Consider the following 3663-nt stretch of genomic DNA (forward strand, 5'->3'; position numbering starts at 1 on the left):
CCGACGAGCGGGCGCTGCGTTGAGTGCCGCCGGCACGGCTCGCCCACCTGGCCGACGACGAGTACGCCAGCCTCGTCCGCCGTCGCGGCGAGTTGGTCGACAGCGCCCTGGCGCAGTTGCGGGACCAGGTGCCGGCGGTGCGCGAGTACACCGCCGCGCAGCTCGACGCGACAGTGAGCGACCTCGGCCACATCGTGGACTTCCTGGCCGCGGCGGTCTACGTCGACGACGCGTCGTTGTTCACCGAGTTCGTGGAGTGGCTGGCGGGTATCCTGCACAGTCGTGGGGTGCCGGCCGGCGCGATCGCTATGCCCCTGGAGCACTACGCCGTCGCGTTGCGTGACTTCCCCAGGGCGGAGCGGGTGCTCACCGGGGGTCGGGCGGCGCTGTCCACCGCCCGCCGCTGACCGACCCGCCGGTTCGCCTCCGGCCGATCACCGCGCTCGGCGGCCTCCGAGTCAGCTCTGCGTATACTTGCCGCACTGCAAACGTCCGCCCGAGGGTGGAGCGGAGCGAGGGGGAGATGGTGACGTTCAGCGTCAGCTACGCCGAGCGCGACGGCGGTGGCGCATGCCTGCGGCTCGCGGGTGAACTGGACCTGAGCACCGCCCCGGAGCTGGCCGCCGCGATCGACGGGCTCCTCGCCGACGGCGAGACCCGGGTGCTGCTCGACCTCACCGACCTCACCTTCTGTGACTCCACCGGGATGGCCGTGTTCGTGCGGGGCGACAACCAGGCTTCGGCCGACGGGGGATGGCTGCGGCTCACCGGCGTCAACGGCCGGGTCGAGCGGGTGCTCCGGGTCACCGGCCTGGCCGACGTGTTGCGCTACGAGCCGGAGTCGGTCGACCCGGCCGCCCACTCCGCCCCCTGATGGGCTAGATTTCCCCGCCGACGCGGTGACCGTCAGGTCCCGTCCCCGCCGACCCAGAGGCAGGTAGTGATGGGCCCAGACAGCCCGCAGCCGGTACGCATCCTGGTGGTCGACGACGACCCGGGTGACGTGCTGATGATCGAGGAGGCGTTGGCCGACTCCGACGTCGAAAAAATCATCGACGTGGTCAGCGACGGCGAGGAGGCGATGGAGTTCCTCCGCGCCGAGGGCCGCCACGAGCAGGCCCGGCGGCCGGACGTGATCCTGCTCGACCTGAACATGCCCCGGATGGACGGTCGGCAGGTGCTCGGCGCGGTCAAGCAGGACGAGGACCTGCGGACCATCCCGATCGTCGTGCTGACCACCTCCAACGCTGACACCGACATCGTCGGCAGCTACACGTTGCAGGCCAACGCGTACGTCACCAAGCCGATCGACCTGGACGACTTCAACGACGTGGTCCGCCGCATCGACGAGTTCTTCGGTCGGGTGGTCGTGCTCCCCAAGCGCGCCTGACGCGGGCCCCGCCTGCGCGGATGCTGAACATTTTCCCCGAACCCCTTCGCCGGTCGCCGTCGCGGTCGAGGATCCAGGTGGGGACGTGACAGCAGCTGCCTGGGGGCGACAGAATGAGATTCTCCGTCGTGGAGATCGGTTACGACCAGCGGCAGGTGGACTACTGCCTGGACGAGTTGGGGATCCGGCTGTCCCGCCTCGCGGCGCGGGTCGGGGGCGCGGCCGGGACGGTCCGGGAATGGGACGAGATCCGGCAGGAGGCGGCCGCGCTCAGCGGGCTCCTGCAACGGCTGGACCTGGGCGACGCGGCGGTCACCCGCTACGCCGACGACGCGGTGCGGCGCGAGGCCGCCCAGATCCTGTCGCAGGCCCGGGTGGAGCTGGACGAGGCCCGCGACGAGGCACGACGGGTGCGGGAGCGGGCGTACGCGGACGCCGTGCAGGCCCGCCGCGACTTCGAGGCGGCGCTGGACGCCCGTCGGCGGCGCGAGACGCGGGTCGACGAGATCCTGGGACAGCTGACGGCCGATCAGGTGCCCGCCGACACCCCGACTGCGGCTGCCGGCGTACCACCGTCCGGCCGTCGCTGACGCCGTCGCGGGCGTCCCCGCTCAGGCGGCGAGCGCCGACGCCACGACCGTCGCCCGATCCTCGTGCTGGGCGTACGCGTCGGGGTAGGCGGAGATCTGCACGGACTGCGCGGCGGCGGTGACACTCATGTCCTGCCAGCCGGGGATCTCGTTCAGGGCGCTGTAGAAGGCCCGCGCGGCGTACGAGGGGCGCATCAACTGGGCCACCGTGCCCCAGCCGCTGCTGGGCCGCTGCTGGAACAGGCCGACCGAGTCGTGGTCGGAGCCGCTGCCCTGGTTCGGGTACTCCGCCGACTCGGGCAGCACGTCGCTGGCCAGGTTGTAGAGGTTGCTCTCCTGCATCGCGGTGGCCAGCGCGACCACCAGGGCACGCCGGGGCATCTTCATCTCCAGCCCGACGTCCACGATGACCTTCGCGTTGTCCATCTGTGCCTGGTCGAGACCGGCGACCGGCCGGGGGCGGCGGGGCTTGACCGGCTTCTTGGCCTTGCGCACGGCGGTGGGGGTGGGCGTGGGCGTGACCGTCGGGCTGGGCATGATCCGGGCGGGGGCGAGGTCGCGGTCCAGCGACCGGGAGGCACGCTCGTCGGCGATGGCGGCGCGCTCGGCCACCGCCTCGGCGAGCGGCTCCACCGTGCGGGGCGGGTCGTCGTCACCCCGGGCGGCGGCGACCGCGACGAGGCCGAGGCAACAGGTCATGCCGGTGGCCAGGGCCACCCGGACCGGGGTCGAGCCCAGCAGGGGACGCCGGGGCGGTTCTGGGGCGCGGTGACGGCCGATCGTCCGTTCGGTTGATACGGCGTCGGCCGACAGGGTGTTCGGGCGCGCGTCGGTCAGCTTCTGGTCGCAGGGGTCGTCGGGATGCACCTGACGAGGCTAAAGACCCGAATGCCCGATGCCACAGGCTCCTTCTGTGGCATGGGCCACAATTTGCCCTGATCATGCCGACTTTAAGGTGAGAAACATGGGTGGAGCTGACGAACATCGCGGATGGGGCTAGACGGGTATTTCCGATTCGCCACACGAATGCGTCCTCGCCGACGGGCGCGTCGACGAGCATTCGACCGCTGCGGCACCTCACCTGAACACCCGATGGTAGCTCCACCGAAAGTGCTATCGCTGTGTCATCCGAACCGTTCCATCGGCGGTGGGGCTGAACGGGCCACCCCTGGACCACCCGAAACCATCGCCCGAGCCCTCCGCTGCGTCGCCGTCCGGCGGGTCGCCGTCGGCTGCGTGGCCGTCCGCGGGTTGCCGTCGGCTGCGTGGCCCTTCGCTGCGTGGCCGTCCGCTGCGTGGCCGTCGTTTGCGTGGCCGTCCGCGGGTTGCCGTCCGCTGCGTCGTCGCCCGGCGTGGCTCGGATGGGTACCGGACGGTCGACGAGCGGCTGCGCCTCTACAACCGCCTCGAGATCTTGGACAGTTTCCGTTCCACGCGAACGGAAACTGTCCAAGATCTCGTCTTTGCCGGCGGGGCGCCCCCTCGATTGGGCGGCGGTATCCACGTCTCGTCGCGCTGGCCGGTTGCGCGCCACCGCCTGCAACGTTTTCGCGCCAGTGTGGTTTCGCGCCGTATGGTGTCGTGCCCGTGTGGTGTCGTGCCCGTGTGGTGTCGTGCCCGTGTGGTGTCGTGCCCGTGTGGTGTCGCGCGCAGTGGTGCCGTGCCCGTGTGGTGCCGCGCCGT

Annotated in this window: 5 protein-coding genes; 4 read left to right on the forward strand and 1 reads right to left on the reverse strand. The window is 71.2% G+C overall.

Annotated features, from left to right (window positions below; all coding sequences use genetic code 11):
- Positions 1-23 precede the first annotated feature (23 nt).
- The 4 genes from JM949_RS34430 to JM949_RS34445 all read left to right on the forward strand — a co-directional run bounded on the left by JM949_RS34430 (position 24) and on the right by JM949_RS34445 (position 1980).
- Positions 24-407, forward strand: coding sequence for a hypothetical protein (locus tag JM949_RS34430; protein WP_238434409.1), 384 nt, complete (start codon positions 24-26; stop codon positions 405-407).
- A 116-nt stretch (positions 408-523) separates the two neighbouring features.
- Positions 524-874 carry an STAS domain-containing protein gene (locus tag JM949_RS34435; protein WP_238434410.1) on the forward strand — a complete coding sequence of 117 codons (351 nt, stop codon included), beginning with the start codon at positions 524-526 and terminating at the stop codon, positions 872-874.
- Positions 875-943: 69 nt separating this feature from the next.
- Positions 944-1390 (forward strand): response regulator, encoded by a 447-nt coding sequence (locus JM949_RS34440; RefSeq protein WP_203152207.1) that lies wholly within the window; start codon positions 944-946, stop codon positions 1388-1390.
- Between the two features lie 113 nt (positions 1391-1503).
- Positions 1504-1980: an ATP synthase subunit B family protein gene (locus JM949_RS34445; RefSeq protein WP_203152208.1), complete on the forward strand. Its 477-nt coding sequence runs from the start codon at positions 1504-1506 to the stop codon at positions 1978-1980.
- A gap of 21 nt (positions 1981-2001) precedes the next feature.
- Here JM949_RS34445 and JM949_RS34450 read toward each other — a convergent pair whose 3' ends face one another.
- Positions 2002-2847 carry a hypothetical protein gene (locus tag JM949_RS34450; protein WP_203152209.1) on the reverse strand — a complete coding sequence of 282 codons (846 nt, stop codon included), beginning with the start codon at positions 2845-2847 and terminating at the stop codon, positions 2002-2004.
- Positions 2848-3663: the final 816 nt, after the last annotated feature.

The sequence above is a fragment of the Micromonospora tarensis genome, assembly GCF_016803395.1.
Lineage (GTDB): Bacteria > Actinomycetota > Actinomycetes > Mycobacteriales > Micromonosporaceae > Micromonospora > Micromonospora tarensis.